The sequence below is a fragment of the Paraglaciecola sp. genome (assembly GCF_030730205.1).
Taxonomy (GTDB): domain Bacteria; phylum Pseudomonadota; class Gammaproteobacteria; order Enterobacterales; family Alteromonadaceae; genus Paraglaciecola.
In genome coordinates this window covers 48124-70562 of sequence record NZ_JANQVQ010000331.1, presented here as the reverse complement: position 1 = coordinate 70562, position 22439 = coordinate 48124, and the positions used below count along the sequence as shown (strand labels likewise).

The window sequence follows — 22439 nt, the reverse complement described above, 5'->3', positions numbered from 1 at the left end:
AACAGGGAGCTGGCGGCGCTATTGGTCCACACAGCACCTTAGTTTTTGATGTTGAATTACTCGACATTCTAGCTTAATGCTTCAAGTAAACTAAGTTAGATCCTAAAAAGCCAGTTGCCTATGTAACTGGCTTTTTAGTTTTTACTCGACGGCCAATTTTTGAATTTTTTTGTGGGTACTTCCCACGGTCATCAGCGCTGCGGAACTATAAAGTTTAGTTAGTTCGTACTTAAATATTCCAGCTTGTACGGCTGGGTCTGTATTCACCAAAGCTTCTGCCTCGGATAACGTTGTTACGTTAAAAATGTATAAACCGCGTTTCGGTTCGGCCTCCATAAATGGCCCTGCAACCACAAGTATTTTTTCCTTAGCTAGGCGATTCATGTTAGCAAAATGTCCCCGAAATAGCGCATTTCGTTGTTGTTCATCAGTGATGTTGCTATCGCCGGTGAGTAAGGTTACCAACACATAACTTTTCATCCCATAATCATCGGCACCAAGTGACTGAGCTAACACAGGGTCGTATAGGTTTTTATTCTCTTGTGCATAAACAGCACTAAGCGACAAACTGTAAAATAAAACGGTAAAAAATAGACTGCGAAAAATGATTGATGACATTAGACGTTTCCTCCTTGTTAGTAACAGGTGATTGCCACTTTTTTCGGTGACGTAGTTAAGTTGCTTTTCGATAACTATCATCACACTATAATGCACTAATTAATGAGCGCCAACGTAAGCTAACGTTTAGTGAGAACCAAAGAGAGTAATTATGCAATATTCAACATTAGGCTCAAGTAACGAGAAAGTATCACGGGTGTGTTTAGGCACAATGACCTGGGGCATTCAAAATAATCAGGCCGAAGCTAATGAACAAATTGACTATGCATTAGCCGCCGGTATTAATTTTATTGATACGGCTGAAATGTACCCAGTCCCCCCTGCTGAAGCGACGTATGGTGGTACCGAAACCATTATTGGTCACTGGTTAGCGGCTAACCCAAAACGTCGCAAGGAATTTGTTTTAGCTACTAAGATCGCTGGTGCTGGATTTTCTTATTTACGCGACGGCGCGCCTATCAGCGGTGAGACAGTCATCCAAGCAGTCGATGCCTCTCTTAAGCGACTGCAAACTGATTATATTGATTTATTTCAATTACATTGGCCTAATCGTGTGTCTCCGCATTTTGGTAAACATTGGCCGGGTCAAATATCCTTTTCGCAGACTCAAACGGTAGATGAAAAGCAACAAATGCTAGAAATCCTGCAAGCTTTAGATGATTGCATAAAAGCGGGAAAAATCCGCTTTTGTGGACTGTCTGATGATACTCCTTGGGGAATAAATACCTATCTTCAGCTCAGTGAAAAACACAGTTTGCCAAAAATGGTATCGATTCAAAATGAATTCAACTTACTGCACTCAAAAGATTGGCCCTATTTGATTGAAAATTGTGTCAGAGAAAACGTGGCATATTTACCTTGGTCACCATTGGCTGGTGGTGCATTAAGCGGTAAATACCTCTACGAGCAACGCCCAGCAGGAAGCCGTTGGACCCTAGTTCAACGCAATGGCTTATTCCGTCACACGCCAATGAGTGAAAAAGCGATTGCTCGTTATGTTGACTTAGCCGCCGCGCATAATATGACGCCATCACAGCTAGCGTTAGTTTGGTGTGATCAGATTGAAGGCGTCACCTCGACCATTATTGGTGCGACTTCAATGTCGCAGTTAAAAGAAAATATAGCGGCGTTTTCAATGACCTTATCACCAAAAGCGAAATCGGACATTAACTTAACATTGCGTGAATTTCCGCTCCCCTTTTAGTTATATTTAATGGCTATTAATTTCTCAGGGTGGTGATTGCAAATTGATACAAGTCACTGCTTTTCATGTGCATAAACTTAAATTAAGCTGCGCGAGGAATTAATTAAAATGGCAGAAATAACTTGAAAAATATTCATATGAAAGGATTTTTACCAAAACTGAAACGAACACCAAAAGCGGTTATGTTTGGCTTAATGTTGTCTTCGATAAGTCAATTTGGTCAAGCGACTGTGGTTGAAATACGGACATCTTTAGGAAACGTACAAGTTAATCTATTTGACAATACAACCCCGCAAACGGTGAGTAACTTTCTCAGTTACGTTAACTCGGGGGCTTATGCAAACAATGTGGTGCATCGCGTTGAACCGGGTTTTGTCGTTCAGGCTGGTGGCTTTAGCTATACTGGCGACTTTCCTTTGGACAATGTTGCCACCGGAACTCCTGCGCAAAATGAGCCTAAATTGTCTAATGTGCGTGGCACCATTGCCATGGCGAAACAAGGCGGTAATGTAAATAGTGCGACTTCTCAATGGTTTTTTAATTTAGATAACAACAGTGCAAACTTAGATGTGCAAAATGGTGGGTTCACTGTATTCGGTCAGGTGCTCGGTGATGGCATGCAAATAGTTGATGCTATTGCAGCGCTCAATCGTTTCAATTTAGGCGGAGCAGCAACCAGTATGCCACTTAGAAATTATACTTCTGCCGATGCAGATAACGAGGTTGAAATCACCGAGGCAAACTTAGTACTGATTTCTGATGTGGTAGTTATTGATCCTGCAGTTTCTACTCACCCTGAAATCGTGCCGGCTAATAATACCTTGATTAACAGTTCTAATGGTGGTGATTCAAATTCAGGCGGTGGTGGTGCGCTTGGATGGTTATCGCTGATAGCACTACTATTACTGGGTCGCAGAGTACGTCGGGTTTAATCATCTGGCTTATGCTTTATAGCGCTATTAGAAAGATGGACTTGTTCCATCTTTTTTTATGCCTGCGAAGAGGAATATAATTGTACGGAGATTTATTTTAGATATAAAAAAGCCCCGCACAATGGCAGGGCTTTTAATAACACTTATTAAATCACTAAGTGATTACTTTTTAGCTTCAGCTGCTTTACGCGCTTTAGTGTCGGCAATAACTTTCTCAGAAACGTTATTTGGACAAGGCATGTAGTGTGAGAACTCCATAGAGAACTGACCACGGCCTGAAGTCATCGTACGTAGTGTACCGATATAACCAAACATTTCTGCTAGTGGTACGTCGGCTTTAATGCGAACACCCGTTACGCCAGCTTCTTGGTCTTTTATCATACCGCGACGACGGTTTAAGTCACCGATTACATCACCAACGTGATCATCAGGAGAGAACACGTCAACTTTCATGATAGGTTCAATCAATTGAGGACCAGCTTTTGGAATCGACTGACGGAATGCACCTTTAGCCGCAATTTCAAACGCAATAGCAGATGAGTCAACTGCGTGGAAGCCACCGTCCATTAATTCTACTTCTACGTCTAATACGGGGAAGCCAGCTAAGGTACCTGAATTCATCATGCCCTTGAAGCCTTTTTCAATGGCTGGGAAGAATTCTTTAGGAACGTTACCGCCCACAACAGAAGACTTAAATGCGAAACCAGAATTAGCTTCACCAGGACGAATTTTATAGTCGATTTTACCGTATTGACCAGAACCACCAGATTGTTTCTTATGGGTATAAGAATCTTCAACTTCTTTGGTGATAGTTTCACGGTAAGCAACTTGCGGTTCACCAACGATTAAGTCAACACCGTAAGTACGCTTAAGAATGTCTACTTTGATGTCTAAGTGTAATTCACCCATACCTTTAAGGATGGTTTCACCAGAGTCAATGTCGGTTTCAACACGGAAAGTAGGATCTTCAGCAACCATTTTACCGATTGCGATACCCATTTTCTCAGAACCACCTTTATCTTTTGGTGCAACAGCAATTGAGATTACTGGCTCTGGGAATACCATGGCTTCAAGTGTACATGGGTGCTTAGGATCACAAAGAGTGTGACCAGTTTGCACGTTTTTCATGCCCACGATTGCGATGATGTCACCGGCAGTTGCAGAGCTGATTTCAAGACGTTCGTTTGCTTGCATCTCAACCATACGGCCAATACGCTCAGTCTTACCAGTGAAAGAGTTAAGGATGCTATCACCTTTGTTCAATACACCTGAGTATACGCGAACGAAAGTAAGGGCACCGAAACGGTCGTCCATGATTTTAAACGCTAATGCGCGGAAAGGTTCAGCCGCATCAACTTTAGCGAATTTACCAATTGGGTTACCTTCTTCGTCAGTTAATGGCTGAGGATTAACTTCGTTTGGCGCAGGTAAATAGTCAACAACAGCGTCAAGTACGTTTTGAACGCCTTTGTTTTTAAAGGCTGAACCACAGAACGTTGGGAAGAAAGCAAGGTCACGAGTTCCTTTACGGATACAACGCTTAAGGTCTTCGATAGAAGGCTCTTCACCATCCATATACGCCATCATTAGATCGTCGTCTTGCTCAACAGCTGTTTCTACCAATTGCTCACGGTATTGTTCAACTTTATCAACCATGTCAGCAGGAACATCTTCAATTTTGTAGTTTTCTGGTAAACCAGTGTCGTCCCAGATGTAGGCTTTACGTTCTAGCACGTCTACAACACCACAAAACTCGTCTTCGATACCGATTGGAAGCGTCATAACTAGCGGGTTAGCAGCCAATACTTTTTTGATTTGGCCAACAACACGGTAAAAATCAGCACCCATACGATCTAATTTGTTCACGAAAATAACACGTGAAACCTTAGAATCGTTCGCATAACGCCAGTTAGTTTCTGATTGGGGTTCTACACCGCCTGAACCACAGAATACGCCGATACCGCCATCAAGTACTTTAAGTGAACGATAAACTTCAACGGTGAAGTCAACGTGCCCAGGAGTATCGATAACGTTAAAACGGTGACCTTTCCAGAAACAGCTTACTGCTGCTGACTGGATAGTAATACCGCGCTCAGCTTCTTGTTCCATGAAGTCAGTGGTAGATTCACCGTCATGTACTTCACCGGTCTTATGGATTCTACCGGTAAGTTTTAGGATACGTTCTGTAGTGGTAGTTTTACCCGCGTCAACGTGGGCGAAAATACCGATGTTTCTGTATAAGGATAAGTCTGTCATTGTTTCAACTTCGGTCTGAGTAAAAATTGCGCGGGATTATACAAGATATTTTTGCAGCTTGCTGATTTCTTTTTGCAGAAATATCAATATATTGCCAGCATGGGTCTAAAATTTTGATTATTTTTAGGTAAAACGGGCTGAATTTGCTTACATGATAGGCATCACTCGATTACGTCCAAGACGTTTGGCTTCATAGAGTTGTTTATCTGCACTCTCAACTAACACCAAAGGATTCATTCCTTTTCTTAATTCAGCAATACCAAATGAAGCCGTAATGTCGCCGAGTACTTCACCGGTTCTTTTGTCTTTGACTGCGATTTTTTCCATAGAGCGGCGCATGGTTTCAGCCAAACTTCGGGTTTTAGCAAAGGTTGAGTTAGGCACAATGATGGCAAACTCTTCACCGCCGAAGCGAAAAGCTTGGGCACTGTCTCGACAGCAGGCCTGTATTTTTTTGGCTGCGGCCTTGAGCACTAAATCGCCCATAACATGCCCATAGTTGTCATTGATTTTTTTAAAATGGTCTAGATCAACGAGAATTAAAAACAAATTTGGATGCACTGCATGACTGGCTAATTCTTCATCAAAATAGCGTCTGTTGCTCAGGCCAGTTAGGGCATCATACAAGGCTTCTTGTTGGCTTTTTTCAAGCTGCGAGCGCAAGGCTGATATTTCAGTTTGTGCCTCTGCTAAAGCAGAATTAAAACTCATGGTGCTGCGCCGAATATTTTGGGTTTCTTTGACTAAATTGCGCACCAAGGCCATCACTTCTTCGATGGATAAACCCTCTTTTTCAACTTTAGTCAGATTGTCAACACAGTTGTCCATGGTAATTTTAAAGCCGTTTGTTTCACTGCGAGTATCAGTGATTGACTGAGTTAGCTCTATTAACATCGCTTCCATGCTTTGTCGTAGTTCCCATGCCGTCACCTCTTGGCTCTCTGACAAATACTGACGATATAGTTCTTTGGTTTTTGCTTCAGTAATTGGTCGCTCCTGCTTTATAACCCCTTCTAAGGCAAGATTAAGTTCAGGTACTTCATTCGACACATAGGTGTACCACAGCGCATAATTTATTGGCAAAGCGGCTACTTTATGTTTAATCAGCAAAGGAATCGTTTGCTTTAAATTACTAAAAGACATTTCAAAATTTTTGTCAGACATTGGATGAGTGCCCACTTAAATGAAAACACATGAAATTAAGCGTAGTCTAGCCTTGAAACACAGAGCATTAAACCTTTACTCGATGTTAGTTGCAAAGTAGAGCGGAGGCAGAGGTTTAGATTAGTTAGGTAAGGCGCTTAGCGCACCTTACCTAACGCTCAATATTAATGTACCCAGTGGTGTTTCTGTGCTTTGGCTTTGATGGCGTCCGCTGTTTCCTTTGGCATATAAAGTTGATGATTGTTTTCAAAGAAAAAGCTGTGGCGTTTATTTTTGCTGCCGACTTCGTTCATGGTCGCTGATTCGTAAATACGACCATTTAACACGGTGTAGTCAACATATTCACTGCGGCTCACATCATTCAATACATTGCCATCGGTGATAAAGAAATCAGCTAATTTGCCTTCTTCAATACTACCAATGTGTTTATCCATGCCTAAATGCGTTGCGCCATCTATTGTTGCCGCGCGCAATGCCTCCCAAGGGGTGAAGCCACCTTGAGTCATAAGTTGGAGTTCCCAGTGCGCAGCTAAGCCCTCACGTTGACCGTGCGCACCAATGTGCACGCTTACACCTTTATCTCGTAGCGTTTTAGCATAGGCCGCCACTCTAGGATGATTGTATTGAGAATCTGGCGCTGTGGGCCTTACGATTGCACGTTCGTCTAATAAAAAGCTTGGTGTATAGCGTAACAAACGGGGGTTAAGCCATACGTCGTTGCGATCGTACATGTATTCTTCACCCATCATGCCACCATAAGACACGACAAACGTGGGAGTATAGCCAAATTTAGTTGCCGCCCATAAAGACGTTAAGTCACCGTAGCCTGTTGCGATAGGTAAGGAGTGTTCAAGTCCAGTATGGCCATCCACCAACATACTGATGTTCTGCTGAAATTTACCGCCGCCTTCAGGTACTACCATCATACCGAGCTCTTTTGCCGCAGCTAAAATTTGCTGACGCTGTGAGCGAGCAGGTTGGTTATAGCTTTTTACTGAAATAGCGCCAGTGTCTTTGAGGCGTTGCACGTGATAAAGCGCATCTTCTAAGGTGTTGATGACGGCTTTGTAAGCGTAGGCCTCAGCGCCGTATAAAATAGTACCTGTTGAATAAATTCGTGGTGCCACGATTTTTCCAGCTTTTTGTAATTCTGCTGCTGAAAATATCTCTGTCGTGTCGTTTGAAGGATCGTGAATGGTGGTGACACCAAAAGCGACATTTGAATACATCGCCCAATTTTGTTGAGGTATGATTTCATTGCTGCCCTGCGCGCCATGGGCATGGGTGTCAACCAGTCCAGGCACAACTGTTTTGCCTTTGGCGTCAACAATTAGCGTACCCTTAGGTATTTTGACCGTATCTGCGCCACCGACTTTTTCGATGCGATTATCCTTAATCAGGATAACGCCATTTTCTATGACTTCCTGCTCGTTGTTTGCGTTTCGCATGGTCACGATATTGCCACCCACAATCGCTTTATAACCAGTAGGTTTATCACTTGGCTGTTCAAAAGACACACTAATACCTTCAGTGACTGGCTCTGGAAGGGTTTCAGGTGCACCCGCAATAAAATCAAAGGCATCTTTTAATTCGCGCTCGTAGTAGTTTGCACCATGATACCAACTGACTGCTTGGCTATCTGCCCGCCATGTTAAGTATTCACCAGCATGACTGGATAATTGTTTAACAGGTAGAGCCGAAGATTTTGGGCCTATATTTACTCGCTTACCTGTATCAACAAAAGGAGCAACATAAGCATTATATTGGTTCACAAACGCAACCCACTTTTTGTCATTAGACAGACGATATTCAGACACATTATCCGCACCGTATAAATGCTCTCGTTTGTCTTCCCCATTTAAATCAACACTGATTAATTGTGTTTCTGGATAACTGCTGCCTGGAACTGAGGTGGTCAGATACACACGGCTATTATCTCCGGCAAAGTGTGGAGCCCAACCTGATTGACTGACACGTATATTTTTGCCCGATTTTAAATCAAGTACGTAAACGCCAGGTTCAACTGAATAATTAGGGCTAAGTAGATAACCACCAGTGGCTTTTTGATAAGTAATCATTTTATCGTCAGTAGAGAAACTCGGCTCTATATAGTGACCTGGTGTTGTACTGACTACTTTGTCGTTACGACCAGAAACACTGATTGTGCGAACAGTTCCCAGCTTTTGATCATTCCATGTGGTGTAGACAATGCTTTTTCCGTCATTTGAGTAGCGAGGGTAAAGCTCATCGTATTCGTTTTGTTTGGTGAGGCGTTTGATTTTGCCAGATTTGATGTCTTTGGTGTACAGCTTACCTAAGGCTTGAAACAACAACGTGGAGCCGTCTTGTGAGCGTTGGGTCCAGCGCGCCATTTTGACCTTAAATGTATCGGGCGCCACATCAACATCAAAACGTAAAGCGTCTGCATAATGTAGCTCTGCGTTTACTTTGACTGGAATCGTATTTACAGAACCGTCTTCCACATCTAAACGATGAAACTTTCCTGCTGTCCAAAATACAATATTTTTCGAGTCAGGAGTCCAATCGAAATAGGCAAAGTAGCCCTCTGTCCCGAACCCTTCTTGCATGTCTCTTTCAAGATCGAAGTACAGTGGGGTCTCAATACCGGTGCTTATTTCTTTAACGAACAGTACGGTTTTTTCTTGCACACGTCGAATAAAAGCAATGTGTTTTCCGTCAGGCGAAGGTGTTGGCACAACTGCACCGCCCGTGCCACTGATATAGGTTTCTTCATCACCGTTGGCTAACTCATAGCGGGTAATAGCAAAAAGCCCCTTTAGTGGATCTCGGTTATAGCTAAATGTGCTGCCACCGCTGATATCTTGAGTGAAATACACATATTTTCCATCAACAGAAAATGCGGGATCAGCAATGTTCTTTTGGTCTTTTTTACCATTCACACGCTCTTTTAAAGCTAAGCCGTCACCACCACTTTTATGATAAAGCCAGATCTCACCTGCAGGAATACTGCGTGAAGACATGATTCCTTTTGTTACGACGATGTATTCGCCGTCAGGGCTCCACTTAGGTGAGTGAATTAAATTGTTCTTTTCACTACTGAGTTGTTTGAGGTTTGTTCCGTCTTTATCCATTACCCAAAGATTTGAAATACCGCCTCTGTCTGAAATAAAGGCAATGTGCTTACCATCAGGACTAACTGCTGGGTGAATGTTCCACGCAAAATCTTGCGTTAGGGCTTTGGCTTGACCGCCAGACAAGGGCACTTCATATAAATCGCCCAACATGTCAAACACCATCGTTTTACCGTCTGGAGTGATATCCAGGCTTGACCATGTCGTTTGTTCGGTTTCAATGCGTAAGCTTTGCAAAGGAAAGGGAGGGTTAAGCACATCCCATTTGGGTTTTTCTTTTGTTTCTTCGGCAGCAAAAACGTGGCTGCATGCCGCAAAAGCACAAACAAGGGTCATGCCCAATAATGTGGTATTAATTTTAATCATGGATTTTCCTGCCGTATTTTATTTTTTAGTATGGCTGACGCACTTTTACTGCTCTAGCGTAGCTGATTAGAGAGTCTAATAAAGATGTACGACCTTTACTAATATCAATGCAAAAAAGCGTGTACGCAAAGTGTAAAAAAAACGCTCAAAATAGAGCGTTCAGATATTCACTAACTATTATGATAAACCACTAATAATCTGTACTTGCGCGATATCTGTATCACCTTTCAACACTTTTAATATGCCATCTTGTGTCAGAGTGCGCATACCGTCTTTCATGGCTTGGGCTTTCATTTCATGTACTGAGGCTTCTTTATATACCAGTGCCCGTAGTTCGGCGGTCATGGCTAATAACTCATGGACACCAGTACGTCCACGATAACCGGTATTGCCACACTCATCACAGCCTTTGCCACGGGTTAGCATGATTTGCTCCGGCAGGTTCAATTCTGCAATATAAGCTTCGCCATACTGGCGTTTTATAAAGGCGGTATCAACTTCGCTGGCTGGATATTTCTCTTTACAATTGGGGCAAATGGTACGCACGAGACGCTGAGCCAGAATGCCCACACAAGCATCTGAAAAGTTTACCGGGTCAAGGCCTAAGTCCAATAAACGGGTAATGGTTTCTGGTGCTGAGTTAGTGTGCAAGGTTGAAAAGACCAAGTGACCGGTCAGTGAAGCTTCAATACCCGCATGGGCAGTTTCTTTGTCCCGCATCTCACCAATTAGAATTACGTCGGGGTCGGCCCGCAAAAAAGCGCGCAAAGCGTTAGCAAAGGTGAAACCAATTTTAGGACTGACTTGTACTTGTTGCAGACCAGCTTGGGTTATTTCTACCGGATCTTCTGCGGTCCAGATTTTTTTCTCAGGCGTATTAATGTGTCCAAGAATGGCGTGCAGTGTGGTGGTTTTACCCGAACCTGTGGGGCCCACCACTAACAAAATACCATGGGGTTTCTTAACCATAGTTTCTATGGTGGCATAGTTATTAGGAGACAAATTCATTTTGCCAATGGGTAGGGCGCCGCCAGAGGCAAGAATACGCATAACTACGCCTTCACCCGCCACAGTCGGAATGGTTGCTACCCGAACTTCAATTAATTGGCCACTCATGCGAAAGGATAATTTACCATCCTGTGGAACCCGTTTTTCGGCAATATTTAAATTGGACATGATTTTGATACGCGCAATTACCGCGCTATGGTGCGAGGCAGGTACTTGGGTTATATCTCGACATACACCGTCTATACGCATTCTGACGCGAGTGGGGGCGTTCTTTTCAGGGTCAATGTGAATATCAGAAGCATTCAGTCGTTTTGCATCATGTAAAACACGGCTTACCAAACGCACCACTGCGGGCGCATCATCTGACATTTCATCGGTACTTTCATCTAGCTCGTCTGCACTGCCACTGATTTCATCGAGAATTTCATCCATAGCGCCCGGGCCTGCACCACCGACAGCCTCACCTAAATATTGCAATACAATATTGGGTAAACTTACTGATATCTCATAGCTATCGATACCCAGTGCACTTTCTATTTCCATTAGCAGGGCTGCATTATTGGGCTCAGCCATTAATACAATGGGGTTTTCAGCCACGTCTGCCAGCACTGCGACAAAGTTACGTTTTAGATACGAGAGGTTAAGTCGGCTCTCACTTTGAAACATATGATATTTGTCGGGTAAATAAGGTAGAAATGGCACTTGGAAGTGCACGGATAAAGCGTTACCTAATTCTTCGTCTGGGATTCGATATTCAGAGGTTAAGCGTTGAACAATTTGTCGATTATCACCACTCGCTTCACAAATTTTGCTTAATTGGTCTTCAGTGATGAGTTTACGATGCACTAAATAATCAAAAGGTTTACTGGTACCCCCTAATTCATAGCGAAACTTTTTGCCCATTATCTCCGCCACTGCATTAGCAAGATCCAGATCAGCTTGTTCGAAGGCTCCTTCCTTTTTATTGATAATCTGCATAACACCCATCAATACACCCGAATCAAGTATGGGCACGCAAATGACATTTCGGGTTTTAAAAGTGGAGTTTTTATCAAAACGGTCAGCGAATTTAAGGCGCTGGTGGATAGCGGCAAGTTCTTCTTTACTATATGGGTCGTTAATAAGTAGTGGGCTTTGACTCAGTGCGACATACCCGGCAATAGACAAGGGGCTAATAGGAACCTTGATTTCTTTTGTTTCTTTACCTGTTTTAAAACGTGCGACTAAATCCTGATGTTGGCGACGACGTTGAAAAATACTCATACGTTCGGTATTAAACAACTCAAGAATGAAAGGCTCAAGCTTGCCATAGGCATCCATCAACGATGGGTGAGCCGCCAGGAGCTGGTTAATATGTTTCAGTTTATCGGCGTGAATGTCAGGGTTAGTCATCGTTATTTTTATGTTTAATCTTTTTTAATTCAAGCATCTACTATAACGTAGCCAATATCTTAGGCAAATAGCTTTTACTATCTATAGGTATCAGGCAGTAACACTTTTGACACTAAGATATCAAAGACGCTGTAAGGCTTGATGATTTAGCTCTGTTAAAGATGTGGCAAGTACCAGAGTGCAGAGACCTGCAACTTTGCATTAAGCTTTTGTGCGTTGCCGTTTTGAGCGAAGTTGTTTGACTTTTAAATCGTGCTTAATTTCGCGATTGACTAATATAAAGGTCAGAACCATTTTAGTGGGTATTGATAATATCATGCCCACAGCGACACATGCTGCACTGATGAGAATTCCTCGGATCCCCATGGTTTCGATAGTGTCGTTGAATAAATGAAAATACAGACCTAGAGTAATTAAACCCATTCCTGTAAACATGCAGATTTTTAATAATAACAATAGACGCTTATTTTTCATTATTTCTCCACCATAAAGCCCCTGCTTTAAGTTCTCATTGTAGGTATGTAACCTGGTGAAGAGTTTGATCTGAATCATAGCCACAATCATTACTACAATTTTTGTTAATTGGTATTGCATAATAAATCAGCGCATGTATAATTCGCGCCCACTTGTTCTGATGAACAGTGATTTTGACTTAGAGCTTCGGCTACAAAGGCAATCTTAACTACAAGACCCCAATTGGGGGTTAGCGGTAAACACACACATCCCCCCACCCGGATTTAGGTGGTTGAGGATGATTTTTTTTGTTCTTTCGATTGGAGCTTAATCGATGCCAAATCAAAGAATTCGTATTCGTTTGAAAGCGTTTGATCATAAATTGATCGATCAGTCTACGGCTGAAATCGTTGAAACTGCGAAGCGTACAGGTGCTCAGGTTAGCGGACCTATTCCACTACCTACTCGTAAAGAGCGCTACACAGTGTTGGTTTCTCCTCACGTAAATAAAGATGCACGTGATCAGTATGAAATCCGCACACACAAGCGTTTGGTAGATATCATTGAGCCTACTGATAAAACAGTAGATGCTTTAATGAGATTGGACTTGGCTGCTGGTGTTGATGTTCAAATCAGCCTGGGCTAACAAGAGAGGGTTTTAACATGGCGATTGGTCTTATCGGTCGTAAAGTAGGTATGACTCGCATCTTCACTGAAGATGGCGTTTCAATCCCTGTGACTGTTATTGAAGCAACTCCTAATCGTGTGACTCAGTTACGTACTGAAGAAACAGACGGTTATAAAGCGCTACAAGTAACTGCTGGCGATAAAAAAGCTAGCCGCGTTAACAAAGCTCAAGCAGGTCATTTTGCTAAAGCGGGTGTTGATGCTGGTCGCGGTTTGTGGGAATTCCGTTTAGACGCTAATGAAGGCGAAGGCATTGAAGTAGGCAGTGAATTAACTGTTGAAATGTTTGCTGAAACTAAATTAGTTGACGTAGCGGGTACCTCAAAAGGTAAAGGTTTTGCTGGTGTTATTAAACGCTGGAATTTCAGTCATCAACGTAACTCACACGGTAACTCTTTGTCTCACCGTGCACCTGGTTCAATTGGTCAAAACCAAAGTCCAGGTAAAGTTTTCAAAGGCAAAAAAATGGCTGGTCAGCTTGGTAACAAGCGCATCACCGTTCAGTCTTTGGATGTAGTACGTGTTGATCTAGAGAACAACCTTTTATTAGTGAAAGGTAACGTTCCTGGAGCTCCGGGTGGCGATGTCATCATTAAAGCTGCAGTTAAAGCGTAACGTCTGGGGAGTTAAGTGATGGAATTAGTATTGAAAGATGCGCAAAGCGCTCTTGAAGTATCCGAAGCAACCTTTGGACGTGAATTTAACGAAGCACTAGTACATCAAGTAGTAGTTGCATTCGGTGCAGGCGCCCGTCAGGGTACTAAAGCACAAAAAACACGCTCTGAAGTTCGCGGTGGTGGAAAAAAACCTTGGAAACAAAAAGGTTCTGGTCGTGCCCGTGCTGGTACAATCCGTAGCCCAATTTGGCGTTCAGGTGGTGTAGCTTTTGCTGCCAAGCCACAAGATCATAGCCAAAAAGTTAACAAGAAGATGTACCGTGGTGCGATTCAAAGCATCTTGTCTGAATTGGTACGTCAAGACCGTTTAATCGTGGTCGAACAGTTTTCAGTTGAGAGCCCTAAGACGAAAGAATTACTTTCTAAATTAGCTGCTCTTGAACTTAAAGATGTGCTTATTGTGACATCAGAAGTTGATGAGAATTTATTCTTGTCTGCTCGCAACTTATATAAAGTTGACGTACGTGATGTTCAGGGCATTGACCCAGTAAGTCTTATTGCATTTGAGAAAGTATTGATGACTGCAGCTGCAGTGAAGCAATTAGAGGAGGCGTTAGCATGATCAATGAAGAGCGTCTACTTAAGGTGTTATTAGCACCACATGTTTCTGAAAAAGCTACGCTAGCTGCTGAAAAGAACAACACTGTTGTACTTAAAGTAGCCAAAGATTCGAACAAAGAAGAAATCAAGCAAGCAGTTGAAAAAATGTTTGAAGTTGAAGTCGCCTCTGTTCGTACCTTAAACGTTAAGGGAAAAACTAAACGTCACGGTGCATCTTTTGGTAAGCGTAAAGACTGGAAAAAAGCCTACGTCGTGCTTAAAGAAGGTCAAGACATCGACTTCACTGGCGGCGCAGAGTAAGAAGGGGATTAGATATGCCATTATTGAAAGCTAAACCGACTTCTCCTGGTCGTCGTCACGTAGTTCAGGTAACCAACCCTGATTTACATAAAGGCGCACCTCATGCACCTTTATTAGAAAAGAATAGCAAGTCTGGTGGTCGTAACAACAATGGTCGCATTACCGTGCGTCACATTGGTGGTGGTCACAAGCAGCATTACCGTTTAATCGATTTTAAACGTAACAAAGACGGCATTCCTGCTGTTGTTGAGCGTTTAGAATACGATCCTAACCGTTCTGCTAATATTGCACTTGTGCTTTATGCAGATGGTGAGCGTCGTTATATCCTAGCGTCTAAAGGCTTAAAAGCCGGTGATCAGATTCAATCTGGTCCTGATGCAGCGATTAAAGCTGGTAATACTTTACCAATGCGCAACATGCCAGTGGGTACTACGGTACATGCCATTGAAATGAAGCCGGGTAAAGGCGCACAAATTGCTCGTTCAGCAGGTACTTACGCGCAAATTCTAGCTCGTGCCGAAGGTTATATAACTCTTCGTTTACGTTCTGGTGAAGTTCGTCGAGTATTGGCAGATTGCCGTGCCACCGTAGGTGAAATCGGTAATGCAGAACATATGCTACGTTCACTTGGTAAAGCTGGTGCAACTCGTTGGCGCGGTGTTCGCCCAACAGTGCGCGGTGTTGCCATGAACCCTGTAGATCACCCACATGGTGGTGGTGAAGGTCGTACCTCTGGTGGCCGTCATCCTGTTACACCTTGGGGTATTCCTACTAAGGGTAAGAAAACACGTAGTAACAAGCGTACCGATAAACTTATCGTACGTCGTCGTAATAAGTAATAGCGAGGATTCACCATGCCACGTTCTCTCAAGAAGGGTCCTTTCATAGACCTACACTTGTTGAAGAAGGTTGAGGCTGCAGTGGAAAAGAACGACAAGAAGCCAATCAAAACTTGGTCTCGTCGTTCTATGATCATCCCAGATATGATTGGGTTGACCATTGCGGTCCATAACGGTCGCCAACATGTTCCAGTATTCGTCTCTGACGAAATGGTCGGCCATAAGTTGGGCGAATTTGCGCCAACGCGTACTTACCGCGGCCATGTCGCGGATAAGAAAGCCAAGAGATAAGGGAGATAAAAATGCAAGCTTTAGCTAAACATTGTCATGCCCGTACTTCGGCTCAGAAAGCACGCTTGGTAGCAGATCAAATTCGTGGTTTACACGTTGAAAAGGCACTAGAACTTTTGACTTATAGTCCGAAGAAAGGCGCCGATCTAATCAAAAAAGTATTAGAATCAGCGATTGCGAACGCCGAACATAACGAAGGTGCAGACATCGATGAATTGACTGTCTCACAAATCTTCGTTGACGAAGGTCCAACTATGAAGCGTATTAAGCCAAGAGCCAAAGGCCGTGCTGATCGTATATTTAAGCGTAGCAGTCACATCACTGTTGTTGTGTCTGATAACTAGGAGAAGATAATGGGACAGAAGGTACATCCTACAGGTATACGCCTGGGTATCAGCAAACCATGGACATCTACCTGGTACGCGAATACTGCAGATTATGCAAATAACCTTTTTAACGACCATCAGGTACGTCAGTATCTGACTAAAGCGCTTAAAGCGGCTTCTTTGTCTAAAATCATTATCGAGCGTCCTGCAAAAGCGATCCGTGTGACTATTCACACTGCTCGTCCAGGTGTAGTTATCGGTAAAAAAGGTGAAGACGTTGAGAAGATCCGCAAGCATGTTTCTAAGTTAGCCGGTGTGCCAGCTCAGATCAACATCGCTGAAGTGCGTAAGCCAGAACTAGATGGCCAATTGGTTGCTGATAGCATCGCAAGCCAGTTAGAACGCCGTGTTATGTTCCGTCGTGCTATGAAGCGCGCGGTTCAAAACGCAATGCGAATTGGAGCCAAAGGTATTAAAGTTGAAGTAAGCGGTCGTCTAGGCGGCGCTGAAATTGCACGTACTGAATGGTATCGTGAAGGCCGTGTACCATTACACACTTTCCGTGCCGACATCGACTATGCAACGTCAGAAGCTTTAACTACTTACGGTATCATTGGCGTAAAAGTATGGATCTTTAAAGGTGAAGTATTAGGCGGAATGCCTCTTACTCATGAGCAGCCAGCTGCTGCCCCTGCACCTAAGAAGAAGCCTCGTACTGCTAAGCGTGAGGGCTAATAATTATGTTACAACCTAAACGTATGAAGTTCCGTAAAATGCATAAGGGTCGTAACCGTGGTTTAGCCACTGGTTGCAACGTAAGTTTCGGAACTTACGCTCTTAAAGCAGTTGGCCGTGGTCGTATGACTGCTCGCCAAATCGAATCGGCTCGTCGTGCCATGACTCGTGCTGTTAAACGTCAAGGTAAAATCTGGATTCGGGTTTTCCCTGACAAACCAATTACTCAGAAGCCTCTCGAAGTGCGTCAAGGTAAAGGTAAAGGTAGCGTTGAGTACTGGGTATGCCAAATTCAACCTGGTCGTGTGTTATATGAAATGGACGGTGTTCCAGAAGCATTAGCTCGCGAAGCATTTGAATTGGCAGCTGCGAAACTGCCGTTTAAAACCACCTTTGTAACTCGGACGGTGATGTAATGAAAGCGACAGAACTGAAAGAAAAAAGCGTTGAAGAATTGAACACAGAACTTTTAAGTTTATTACGTGAACAATTCAACTTGCGTATGCAAGCGAGTACTGGTCAGCTTGAAAAAACTGATGGTCTTCGTAAAGTGCGTCGTAATATTGCGCGTGTTAAAACCATTCTGACTGAAAAGGCTGATGCGTAATGACTGAACAAACTATTCGTACAGTACAAGGTCGTGTGGTTAGCAACAAAATGGATAAAACCATTACTGTTGCGGTAGAACGTAAAGTAAAACACCCTATTTATGGGAAGTTCATTAAGCGTACTACTAAGCTACACGCTCACGATGAAACTAATCAATGTAGCGAAGGCGACGTAGTCACAGTACGTGAATGCCGTCCTTTGTCTAAATCCAAAAATTGGACATTGGTAGAAATCGTAACTAAAGCTCAATAAGCGATAGTTTTGAATGCTAAAAGGCACAGTTCGTGAGAACTGTGCCTTTTTTGTTTGCGTCGTTGTTTTCACTGTGGCTGATTTTAATGCCTATCAATCCACACTTGTCTTGATGATTGCTTGAAAAATTTTCTCTTGTGCAAGCGTCCTTATTTCTGTTACTTTTCGATGACATTGTTATTCAGAAGAGACATTTATTTCTAGTCTATATTTGTGCCAATCTCAAAATAAAAGAAATCTGGCTCAAGCCCTAAAGGTCAAAAATATCTTGCTAAGGCTGTGTTTGATTATAATTATTCTCACTCCTTTTTGTCATGCACAGCATTCTCAAACGTTAAGAGGAAACCGTGATATAGAGGGCACCTGGGTGCCATTTGATATTACTGACGATCCGAATAATCCAGGCATCTTTATCGAACTCACTCCTCTGTTGTTTCAGCGAGCAAAAATTGATTTTGTCTACTCTTACATGCCGACCAAGCGCGCCGTGAAGGCCTTATATGCTGATGAACTAGACTTCGATTTTGTAAATCCTGATTGGTTATCTCCCGATGATAAGGAGCGATTTGTTTTTAGTGATGCCTTATTTCAAATCAGTGAATATTTTATCAGTTTACCCGTACATGCTAAGTCGTATTTACAGGCTTCTTCTGCTTATGGTAAACCCGTCGGCACGGTTTCAGGTTATTACTATTATGATGATGAGCATTTTAAACGGGTAGATTTTCGTTCTGAAAGTGAAGTCATTTTAGGCTTGGCGAAAAAACGTTACGACGTTGCGATTATGGAACAATTCGCCGCTAGGTATTGGTCGGCTAAACATCATGTGCCTATCAGTTTAGGAAGTATTCATACTCAGGGGTATATGGTGATGAGATTAAGGGCCGAATACAGTCATTTAGTCCCTGATATAAATAAGGCGATAAATTCCTTAAAGCAAAACGGCGAGATTCAAAGAATTCTACTGCATTACACAAATCACCAAGACAGACTTAGCTCTTATGAATAAAAGCGCTATCTACACTGTTTGCTTTGAATATAGGACGACGCAAACTGGGTCCCCAACATGGATAAAAAACAGTAGGCTGTGAAATAATAGAAGCCTTCCCCAGCAGCTGAAAATGTTTGTGTACTGACTTCAAATACTATTTTAAAGCCAAATATTGAAAGTTGTTGGGTATTCACGGTGTCTGCATGGTTAGTAGACAAAATAGCTAAAAAAACTGCCACTACGAAGACGTCAGCCATTGACCACTTACTGATGTTATTAACAAAGTTAACTAAACGACGTTCCATAATCAGGTTTTTAGTAAAATAAGCCACAGTCATCACCATGGTCTTTAAGAGCGGAATACAAACCGTAAACATAAAAATTAGACTAGCCACGAGTATTCTATCGTCTTGCCACAATTCTTGAATAGTATCTATGATTGATAACTCTTTATTCACGAGGGCTGAAGACAAACTAGAACCGCTGAGATCAACGAGCATACTCATATCAAGCATAAACATAGTGAGTAATATACCGGGGAAAAATAAGCCTAAAGACAATATATTAAAGGCGAAACCTAAATGTTTTTTATACATGCAGTGGATAGTAAGATGTGTATTTGCTTGACAGATTAAAGGCTTAATTTGTGAATTGCAGCATAAAAATGTAATAAATAATCATTTGTCACCATTCATTAAATAAAGGTATTTTATCAAATACCTATTGGCCATCGGTAATACGTTTAAAAATTCTACAACAGCTACACTAGCGTCATGTTGTTTTTTGTGGTCATCTCAGTGAAAAGTATTCTGTTTACAATTATTTTCATATCGAGTTTTTCTTGCTTGGCTGAGAATTCATTGCTTACCCGTTCGGTTAAGTGGGTTGTGGACGCCTTGCCTGAGGATACCATGTTCGATGTAGCCTCAGATGGCTTAAAGTTTTCAGGCTGCAAACACCGTGATTACCAAATGCGCATCACTCAGCCTATTAATCCGCAATTTTCTATTGAAACGTCTCTCGGATATTCGAAAGGTCAACTTCAGTGGGGCGTATTTAGCCAAAAAGTATCAGTCTACGAACTTTCTTTAGTGCCACGTTATCAAGTATCTGAACGACTGAGCCTTGGCTTTGGTATGGTCAGCCAGTCTGACGTTAAATTTAAAACAACCCAAGGGCTCGAATTTGATTTACCTAGTAGTCAGGAATGGCTTGCTTCATCTCGTATTCACGGAATAGAAGAAGGCCACTATTGGGAATTGATGGTATCTAGTAAAAAGTGGCAGACAAATCAGTCGTACGGAAACTGGTTTGAAAGAGGACTCGCTGATAACAAGCTCACGTTGTCTTATAATGGGTCTTTTTAGTCGGAGTGAAGTGTTTACTTAGGAATTTAAACGACTCCCCCTTGATTTATCTCTTCATTATTCAAATGCTCGGTATCACAGAGTAAATAAACGGTTTTTAAATCCTTCAGATCAACTTCAATTATACTGGTATTGGCGTATTCAGCCATACGCCAATTGGGATGCAATGTTAAGTCGAGTTGATGTTTAACGAGTTCTCTAAGCACCAGACCGTGGGTTATAACCAGAATATGCCCCTTAGCGTTAAGACTTTGTTCACAAATATAATGCCAAGCTTGAGTAGTGCGTTCGCTGAACTGCTCGATACTTTCCCCATTTACCGGTCGATAGTCAGTTTGATGAAAATCATGACCAACCTCATCGTAAGATAAGCCTCTAATATCACCAAAGTTTCGCTCTCGTAGAAGAGAACTGTAACTTATCTTGCAACCTAGCGCCTCAATCAAGGGAGAAGCCGTTTGCTTAGTGCGCAAGTAATCGCTACACAAGATATGTTCAACGTCATTCATATTAAAGCGCTGGGCTAATTTATAAGCTTGTTGATGTCCCAGATCTGACAGTTCTGTGTCAGGCGTTTGGATAATTTTGTCACGGTTACTGTTTGTTTCACCGTGACGAATTAAAAATAAGGACATTAAGCAAACACAACTGTTTTGTGTTTGTGAATGATAACACGGTCTTCTAGATGATAACGAAGACCATTAGCTAAGGCCGTTTTTTCACAATTTTTCCCTTTTCTAACCATATCAGCTGAACTATCGCTGTGGCTAATTCGCATCACTTCTTGCTCAATAATTGGTCCTTCATCGAGATCGCTAGTCACATAATGGCATGTTGCACCAATCAGTTTTACCCCCCGGTCATAAGCTTGTTGGTAAGGCTTGGCTCCCGCAAATGAGGGTAAAAAGCTATGATGAATATTAATTGCTTTACCCGCTAACTTTTGGCAAAGATGATCGGGAATGATCTGCATAAATCGGGCTAATACCGTTAAGTCAGCCTGATAAGCAACAATTAATCTTTCAATCTCGGCAAAGGCTTGCTCTTTGGATTGGTCTTTAAAATCAACCCAATGAAAAGGAATGTTATGCCAATCGGCAAATTGTTTCATTTGAGGGTGATTCGCGATGATGCAGGGTATATCGCAATACAACTCACCGCTATGCCAGCGGTGTAATATATCCATCAAACAATGTGATTCATGGCTAGCTAACATAACCACTTTTTGTTTTTGCATCGAATCGCTTAATTTCCAATTCATTGAAAATTGTTCAGCAATTGGCGCAAAAGCCAGCTTTATTTTTTCAATACTCATACTGACAGAATCAGCACGAATTTCATGACGCATAAAAAAGCGTCCAGTTTGTAAGTCCGTATGATGATTGGCTTCCACAATCGTGGCATTGTGTGAAGCTAAAAACTGACTCACGTTCGCTACTAAGCCAACTTGATCAGGACAATCGATGACTAATCTAAAGGTTTGCTGCATTTACATTCTCAGAACTGAAACTTGTCGTAGATACACCAATTTGACCCTACATTCAGCCGTGGGTAAAGAATGAAAAAGACTAAAGAAGAAGCATTTAATGTTAGTTGCACAAAATAGCTCGTAAATCGCTTCATTTTTAGTCTTCTTCATTTGCCGATAAGATTAAGTCTAAGATTTGTTGTCTTTCTATCGGCATCACTCGCTTGAATGATGCGCTCACAGACAGTGATTATATTCTTTTACGCACAGCTAACTCAGGCATTAAGGGCCATGACTGTCTGATGGCATACACTACGCCTTTCGCGGTTGAAAGTGATTCGTATAGGTGAAACGCTTGCGAACGCCACGTAAAATTAGGTGTGACCAGTGGTGCTGGGGGATTTTCAGTACATTTTCTGATTAGCGTTACATGGGCTTGATAAGCATTTTTTTGCGTAGCAATATCGGCACTGTGGGCTGCAGTAGTGAGCTTTTTTACTAATTGCAGATGCGCTGAAGCATGGTTTGAGCAGCCAATCCAGAAGGCTTTGGGTTTAGCCCAGTAGCCTGCTATATCGAGATTCACACTAAATTCTGAAATATCTTCCATCACCGCAATTTGTTGTTGTAGTTTGTCTTGTTGTTCAAGGTTGATGGTGCCTAAAAACGCTAAAGTCACGTGGAAATTTGCGGCAGGTACTGCAGTTGGATAGGGGGGAAGGGATGTGGTGCGCCAATTGTCGATAGCAAGTTTAGTGGATACATCAGGCTCAAGTCCTAAAAAAGCACGCATACGGTTTACCAATATTTTGTTATCATAGGGCTAGCTT

At 42.4% G+C, this 22439-nt stretch carries 25 protein-coding genes and 1 pseudogene; 16 read left to right on the top strand and 10 right to left on the bottom strand.

The genetic code is table 11. The features are described from left to right. Positions 1-77, top strand: a pseudogene (locus tag NWQ57_RS21990) (FKBP-type peptidyl-prolyl cis-trans isomerase); the annotation flags it as partial. A 64-nt stretch (positions 78-141) separates the two neighbouring features. Here the strand turns inward: NWQ57_RS21990 and NWQ57_RS21985 are convergent. Next, positions 142-618 carry a YciI family protein gene (locus NWQ57_RS21985; RefSeq protein ID WP_306024331.1) on the bottom strand — a complete coding sequence of 159 codons (477 nt, stop codon included), beginning with the start codon at positions 616-618 and terminating at the stop codon, positions 142-144. Between the two features lie 151 nt (positions 619-769). Between NWQ57_RS21985 and NWQ57_RS21980 the strand changes: the two genes are divergently transcribed. After that, complete coding sequence (locus NWQ57_RS21980; RefSeq protein WP_306024330.1) at positions 770-1822, top strand: aldo/keto reductase; 1053 nt, start codon at positions 770-772, stop codon at positions 1820-1822. A 182-nt stretch (positions 1823-2004) separates the two neighbouring features. Beyond that, entirely contained in the window at positions 2005-2754 is a 750-nt protein-coding gene (locus NWQ57_RS21975; RefSeq protein ID WP_306024336.1) for a peptidylprolyl isomerase, read from the top strand. Positions 2755-2916: 162 nt separating this feature from the next. Here NWQ57_RS21975 and fusA read toward each other — a convergent pair whose 3' ends face one another. The 5 genes from fusA to NWQ57_RS21950 all read right to left on the bottom strand — a co-directional run bounded on the left by fusA (position 2917) and on the right by NWQ57_RS21950 (position 12527). Further along, positions 2917-5010, bottom strand: a complete 2094-nt coding sequence (fusA, locus tag NWQ57_RS21970; RefSeq protein WP_306024329.1) for an elongation factor G — start codon at positions 5008-5010, stop codon at positions 2917-2919. Between the two features lie 147 nt (positions 5011-5157). After that, positions 5158-6174 carry a GGDEF domain-containing protein gene (locus NWQ57_RS21965; protein ID WP_306024328.1) on the bottom strand — a complete coding sequence of 339 codons (1017 nt, stop codon included), beginning with the start codon at positions 6172-6174 and terminating at the stop codon, positions 5158-5160. Positions 6175-6338: 164 nt separating this feature from the next. Further along, a complete protein-coding gene (locus NWQ57_RS21960; RefSeq protein WP_306024327.1) occupies positions 6339-9653 on the bottom strand; it encodes an amidohydrolase family protein in 3315 nt (1104 codons plus the stop codon). A 177-nt stretch (positions 9654-9830) separates the two neighbouring features. After that, positions 9831-11981, bottom strand: coding sequence for an ATPase, T2SS/T4P/T4SS family (locus tag NWQ57_RS21955; protein ID WP_372340963.1), 2151 nt, complete (start codon positions 11979-11981; stop codon positions 9831-9833). A 273-nt stretch (positions 11982-12254) separates the two neighbouring features. Beyond that, positions 12255-12527, bottom strand: coding sequence for a hypothetical protein (locus NWQ57_RS21950; RefSeq protein ID WP_306024325.1), 273 nt, complete (start codon positions 12525-12527; stop codon positions 12255-12257). A 313-nt stretch (positions 12528-12840) separates the two neighbouring features. On the opposite strand from NWQ57_RS21950, the gene rpsJ reads away from it, so the two are divergent. The 12 genes from rpsJ (at position 12841) to NWQ57_RS21890 (ending at position 18792) form a co-directional block, all read left to right on the top strand. Then, entirely contained in the window at positions 12841-13152 is a 312-nt protein-coding gene (gene rpsJ / locus NWQ57_RS21945; RefSeq protein WP_008845776.1) for a 30S ribosomal protein S10, read from the top strand. A gap of 17 nt (positions 13153-13169) precedes the next feature. Then, complete coding sequence (gene rplC, locus NWQ57_RS21940; protein ID WP_306024324.1) at positions 13170-13808, top strand: 50S ribosomal protein L3; 639 nt, start codon at positions 13170-13172, stop codon at positions 13806-13808. 18 nt (positions 13809-13826) lie between these two features. After that, complete coding sequence (rplD, locus tag NWQ57_RS21935) at positions 13827-14432, top strand: 50S ribosomal protein L4 (protein WP_306024323.1); 606 nt, start codon at positions 13827-13829, stop codon at positions 14430-14432. Further along, positions 14429-14731: a 50S ribosomal protein L23 gene (gene rplW / locus NWQ57_RS21930; protein ID WP_306024322.1), complete on the top strand. Its 303-nt coding sequence runs from the start codon at positions 14429-14431 to the stop codon at positions 14729-14731. The genes rplD and rplW overlap by 4 nt, the downstream gene beginning before the upstream one ends. 14 nt (positions 14732-14745) lie before the next feature. Then, positions 14746-15570: a 50S ribosomal protein L2 gene (rplB, locus tag NWQ57_RS21925; protein ID WP_306024321.1), complete on the top strand. Its 825-nt coding sequence runs from the start codon at positions 14746-14748 to the stop codon at positions 15568-15570. Positions 15571-15585: 15 nt separating this feature from the next. Beyond that, positions 15586-15861, top strand: a complete 276-nt coding sequence (gene rpsS / locus NWQ57_RS21920) for a 30S ribosomal protein S19 (protein WP_011573392.1) — start codon at positions 15586-15588, stop codon at positions 15859-15861. 11 nt (positions 15862-15872) lie between these two features. After that, complete coding sequence (gene rplV / locus NWQ57_RS21915; RefSeq protein ID WP_068376641.1) at positions 15873-16205, top strand: 50S ribosomal protein L22; 333 nt, start codon at positions 15873-15875, stop codon at positions 16203-16205. A gap of 9 nt (positions 16206-16214) precedes the next feature. Continuing rightward, the gene (gene rpsC / locus NWQ57_RS21910) at positions 16215-16922 is read left to right on the top strand and encodes a 30S ribosomal protein S3 (RefSeq protein ID WP_306024320.1); all 708 of its coding nucleotides are present in this window, start codon (positions 16215-16217) and stop codon (positions 16920-16922) included. A 5-nt stretch (positions 16923-16927) separates the two neighbouring features. Next, complete coding sequence (gene rplP / locus NWQ57_RS21905; RefSeq protein WP_068376635.1) at positions 16928-17338, top strand: 50S ribosomal protein L16; 411 nt, start codon at positions 16928-16930, stop codon at positions 17336-17338. Continuing rightward, on the top strand, positions 17338-17529 hold the full coding sequence (rpmC, locus tag NWQ57_RS21900; protein WP_306024319.1) for a 50S ribosomal protein L29: 192 nt from the start codon (positions 17338-17340) through the stop codon (positions 17527-17529). Before rplP ends, rpmC begins: the two co-directional genes overlap by 1 nt. Further along, on the top strand, positions 17529-17783 hold the full coding sequence (gene rpsQ, locus NWQ57_RS21895) for a 30S ribosomal protein S17 (protein ID WP_306024318.1): 255 nt from the start codon (positions 17529-17531) through the stop codon (positions 17781-17783). The genes rpmC and rpsQ overlap by 1 nt, the downstream gene beginning before the upstream one ends. A 283-nt stretch (positions 17784-18066) precedes the next feature. Next, positions 18067-18792, top strand: a complete 726-nt coding sequence (locus tag NWQ57_RS21890) for an ABC transporter substrate-binding protein (protein WP_306024317.1) — start codon at positions 18067-18069, stop codon at positions 18790-18792. 5 nt (positions 18793-18797) lie between these two features. On the opposite strand, the gene NWQ57_RS21885 is transcribed toward NWQ57_RS21890, so the two are convergent. Continuing rightward, positions 18798-19370: a paraquat-inducible protein A gene (locus NWQ57_RS21885; protein ID WP_306024316.1), complete on the bottom strand. Its 573-nt coding sequence runs from the start codon at positions 19368-19370 to the stop codon at positions 18798-18800. Positions 19371-19619: 249 nt separating this feature from the next. On the opposite strand from NWQ57_RS21885, the gene NWQ57_RS21880 reads away from it, so the two are divergent. Next, entirely contained in the window at positions 19620-20141 is a 522-nt protein-coding gene (locus NWQ57_RS21880; protein ID WP_306024315.1) for a hypothetical protein, read from the top strand. Between the two features lie 26 nt (positions 20142-20167). On the opposite strand, the gene NWQ57_RS21875 is transcribed toward NWQ57_RS21880, so the two are convergent. From NWQ57_RS21875 to thpR, 3 genes are all read right to left on the bottom strand, one after another. Next, positions 20168-20776 (bottom strand): histidine phosphatase family protein, encoded by a 609-nt coding sequence (locus NWQ57_RS21875; protein WP_306024314.1) that lies wholly within the window; start codon positions 20774-20776, stop codon positions 20168-20170. Further along, positions 20776-21630: a formyltetrahydrofolate deformylase gene (purU, locus tag NWQ57_RS21870; protein ID WP_306024313.1), complete on the bottom strand. Its 855-nt coding sequence runs from the start codon at positions 21628-21630 to the stop codon at positions 20776-20778. Before purU ends, NWQ57_RS21875 begins: the two co-directional genes overlap by 1 nt. A 229-nt stretch (positions 21631-21859) precedes the next feature. Continuing rightward, positions 21860-22402 carry an RNA 2',3'-cyclic phosphodiesterase gene (gene thpR / locus NWQ57_RS21865; RefSeq protein WP_306024312.1) on the bottom strand — a complete coding sequence of 181 codons (543 nt, stop codon included), beginning with the start codon at positions 22400-22402 and terminating at the stop codon, positions 21860-21862. Between the last annotated feature and the right edge of the window lie 37 nt (positions 22403-22439).

What these genes read in the sequence shown, in the direction of transcription:
- NWQ57_RS21975 (WP_306024336.1), top strand. Translation starts at nt 2,005, where the DNA reads ATGTTTGGCTTAATGTTGTCTTCGATAAGTCAATTTGGTCAAGCGACT.
- NWQ57_RS21960 (WP_306024327.1), bottom strand. Translation starts at nt 9,653, where the DNA reads ATGATTAAAATTAATACCACATTATTGGGCATGACCCTTGTTTGTGCT.
- fusA (WP_306024329.1), bottom strand. Translation starts at nt 5,010, where the DNA reads ATGACAGACTTATCCTTATACAGAAACATCGGTATTTTCGCCCACGTT.
- rplP (WP_068376635.1), top strand. Translation starts at nt 16,928, where the DNA reads ATGTTACAACCTAAACGTATGAAGTTCCGTAAAATGCATAAGGGTCGT.
- thpR (WP_306024312.1), bottom strand. Translation starts at nt 22,402, where the DNA reads ATGCGTGCTTTTTTAGGACTTGAGCCTGATGTATCCACTAAACTTGCT.
- NWQ57_RS21980 (WP_306024330.1), top strand. Translation starts at nt 770, where the DNA reads ATGCAATATTCAACATTAGGCTCAAGTAACGAGAAAGTATCACGGGTG.
- NWQ57_RS21885 (WP_306024316.1), bottom strand. Translation starts at nt 19,370, where the DNA reads ATGTATAAAAAACATTTAGGTTTCGCCTTTAATATATTGTCTTTAGGC.
- rplC (WP_306024324.1), top strand. Translation starts at nt 13,170, where the DNA reads ATGGCGATTGGTCTTATCGGTCGTAAAGTAGGTATGACTCGCATCTTC.
- NWQ57_RS21985 (WP_306024331.1), bottom strand. Translation starts at nt 618, where the DNA reads ATGTCATCAATCATTTTTCGCAGTCTATTTTTTACCGTTTTATTTTAC.
- NWQ57_RS21955 (WP_372340963.1), bottom strand. Translation starts at nt 11,981, where the DNA reads ATGGATGCCTATGGCAAGCTTGAGCCTTTCATTCTTGAGTTGTTTAAT.
- rplW (WP_306024322.1), top strand. Translation starts at nt 14,429, where the DNA reads ATGATCAATGAAGAGCGTCTACTTAAGGTGTTATTAGCACCACATGTT.
- rpsQ (WP_306024318.1), top strand. Translation starts at nt 17,529, where the DNA reads ATGACTGAACAAACTATTCGTACAGTACAAGGTCGTGTGGTTAGCAAC.
- NWQ57_RS21950 (WP_306024325.1), bottom strand. Translation starts at nt 12,527, where the DNA reads ATGAAAAATAAGCGTCTATTGTTATTATTAAAAATCTGCATGTTTACA.
- rpsJ (WP_008845776.1), top strand. Translation starts at nt 12,841, where the DNA reads ATGCCAAATCAAAGAATTCGTATTCGTTTGAAAGCGTTTGATCATAAA.
- rplD (WP_306024323.1), top strand. Translation starts at nt 13,827, where the DNA reads ATGGAATTAGTATTGAAAGATGCGCAAAGCGCTCTTGAAGTATCCGAA.
- purU (WP_306024313.1), bottom strand. Translation starts at nt 21,630, where the DNA reads ATGCAGCAAACCTTTAGATTAGTCATCGATTGTCCTGATCAAGTTGGC.
- rpsS (WP_011573392.1), top strand. Translation starts at nt 15,586, where the DNA reads ATGCCACGTTCTCTCAAGAAGGGTCCTTTCATAGACCTACACTTGTTG.
- NWQ57_RS21875 (WP_306024314.1), bottom strand. Translation starts at nt 20,776, where the DNA reads ATGTCCTTATTTTTAATTCGTCACGGTGAAACAAACAGTAACCGTGAC.
- rplV (WP_068376641.1), top strand. Translation starts at nt 15,873, where the DNA reads ATGCAAGCTTTAGCTAAACATTGTCATGCCCGTACTTCGGCTCAGAAA.
- rplB (WP_306024321.1), top strand. Translation starts at nt 14,746, where the DNA reads ATGCCATTATTGAAAGCTAAACCGACTTCTCCTGGTCGTCGTCACGTA.
- rpmC (WP_306024319.1), top strand. Translation starts at nt 17,338, where the DNA reads ATGAAAGCGACAGAACTGAAAGAAAAAAGCGTTGAAGAATTGAACACA.
- NWQ57_RS21965 (WP_306024328.1), bottom strand. Translation starts at nt 6,174, where the DNA reads ATGTCTGACAAAAATTTTGAAATGTCTTTTAGTAATTTAAAGCAAACG.
- rpsC (WP_306024320.1), top strand. Translation starts at nt 16,215, where the DNA reads ATGGGACAGAAGGTACATCCTACAGGTATACGCCTGGGTATCAGCAAA.